Source organism: Microcystis sp. M53603_WE2 (genome assembly GCF_030065435.1).
Genome location: NZ_JASJFF010000774.1, coordinates 1 through 1,833 on the forward strand (window position 1 = coordinate 1; position 1,833 = coordinate 1,833).

At 45.2% G+C, this 1,833-nt stretch carries 2 protein-coding genes; one reads left to right on the forward strand and one right to left on the reverse strand.

The features are described from left to right. Positions 1 to 462 precede the first annotated feature (462 nt). On the forward strand, positions 463 to 1,272 hold the full coding sequence (locus tag PX481_RS16650; RefSeq protein WP_002758498.1) for an SDR family NAD(P)-dependent oxidoreductase: 810 nt from the start codon (positions 463 to 465) through the stop codon (positions 1,270 to 1,272). Between the two features lie 280 nt (positions 1,273 to 1,552). Here PX481_RS16650 and PX481_RS16655 read toward each other — a convergent pair. Beyond that, positions 1,553 to 1,833, reverse strand: a 281-nt coding sequence (locus PX481_RS16655; RefSeq protein WP_288095067.1) for a 6-pyruvoyl trahydropterin synthase family protein, incomplete at its 5' end; no start/stop codon positions are given.

Sequence of the window (1,833 nt, forward strand, 5' to 3'; positions counted from 1 at the left end):
AAAGCGAGGAAGGAAAAGGCACAAAGATCACGGTGATTCTACCGATTATTACCGACATTGAACACCTAAATTGAGATGAACAATAGGGTGGAACCACAATTTTTTTCCTGCTGCCCCCCACTCCCATCTCCCCAGTCCCATCTCCCATCTCCCATCTCCCCTCTCCCATCTCCCATCTCCCTTCTCCCCACTCCCCTTCCATCGGATCGAGGATCACCCTGAGCGTTCATCCGATCGAGTGATTTTGCGGAAAAGTGTTAAAAAAGATTGCTGTTTGTAAAGACAACTGTTACCGTGGGTTCAAGAGTGCGCTTTGAAGGAGGAAAAATCCCATGCACCCTAACCTATCCATCTATCCCCCGATTGCTTCACTACTTATGTAGGGCATAGATGCACAAATCAAAGATTTCAGAAGCAAAACCAATAAATTTCTGTACTGTTGCTTAAAACAGGAGTTTGATCATGAAATTACAGGGAAAAACTGCCCTAGTCACGGGGGCATCCCGGGGTATTGGACGAGCGATCGCCTTAGAATTGGCCCGACAAGGTTTAAGCAGAATTGTGATTGTTGCCAGAGATCAAGAGCGATTAGAAAAACTAGCGAAAGAAATTGAGTCCCTAGGGGTCATTGCCACACCTTTAGCCCTAGATTTAACCGAAAATGACCTTGTTAGTCCTTCAATTATCCGCGTTTGGCAAGAATGCCGCGGCATCGATATCCTCGTTAACTGTGCCGGTATTGCCCATCAAACCCCCTTTCTACGCTCGCAATTTTCGCAAGTGCAAGCAGAAATATCTTTAAATCTGATGGCCCTGTACACGGTTACTCGCTTAATTGCCCGCCGGATGGCAATTCGGGGACAGGGAACGATTGTCAATGTTTCCAGCATGATGGGTAAAATTGCCGCTCCTAGCTTTGCTACCTACTCGGCCACCAAATTTGCCATTTTGGGTTTTAGTCAAGCTCTCAGGTCGGAATTACGGGAACACAACATCAAAGTTGTCACCCTCTTACCCTCTTTAACCGATACGGATATGGTGCGAGAATTGCAGTTATTTCGATGGTTAAAACCGATGAGCGCCGAAGAAGTCGCCCAAACCCTAATTACCGGGTTAAATAGGGACAAAACGGAAATTGTCGTCGGTTGGCAAAGTCATCTAGCTCTTTGGTGTCAAAAATTGGCCCCGAAACTGCTCGAGAAAATTGTCGATTTAGCCTCTCCCTTACGCCAAAGCAAAGGAAAGCGAGGATGGCGAGAAGTGTTTAACTAGGGTTTAATTAGGGTCTGGTGAAAAAGTTTTTCCTGGGGGTAGGGTGTGGGGTGTGGGGTGTGGGGTGTGGGGTTTTACTCATTTTCATGTGGTCAATTACCTAATTTTCAGGAAAAAAGTCCAGGGATTTTCCCCCCAATCACTCCAAAGGTCGGCACTTTTTGAGGCAAAAAAAGTCTAAAAGCGTTATCCAACAAGGTTTTTAGATTTATTCAGCAAGCCCTAATTAAATCCATCAGGGTGAGCCATGCTCACCCTAATCACCTTAACTAACAGGCAATTAAACGGCTGTCAGGGTTTTTTCTAGAAGTTGTCGGGGAGCTTGAACCAAACCACGACAGTGGATTTCCGCAGAATTATTGGGACTTTCAATCAGTTTAACTTTATCTAATTCGGCTCCTAATTGGCGGATCCGTTCCCCTAATAGTTGAGCGATATGTAAGGCAATATTTTCCGCGGTGGGAACCACTTCGGCAAAGTAGGGAATATCCTTATTTAAAAAAGTATGATCGAAGGGTTCTACTACCAATTCATCGATCGCTTTTTGTAAATCCCCTAGAT

Excerpts from the sequence above, each read along its gene's own strand:
- PX481_RS16650 (WP_002758498.1), top strand. The coding sequence starts at position 463 with ATGAAATTACAGGGAAAAACTGCCCTAGTCACGGGGGCATCCCGGGGT.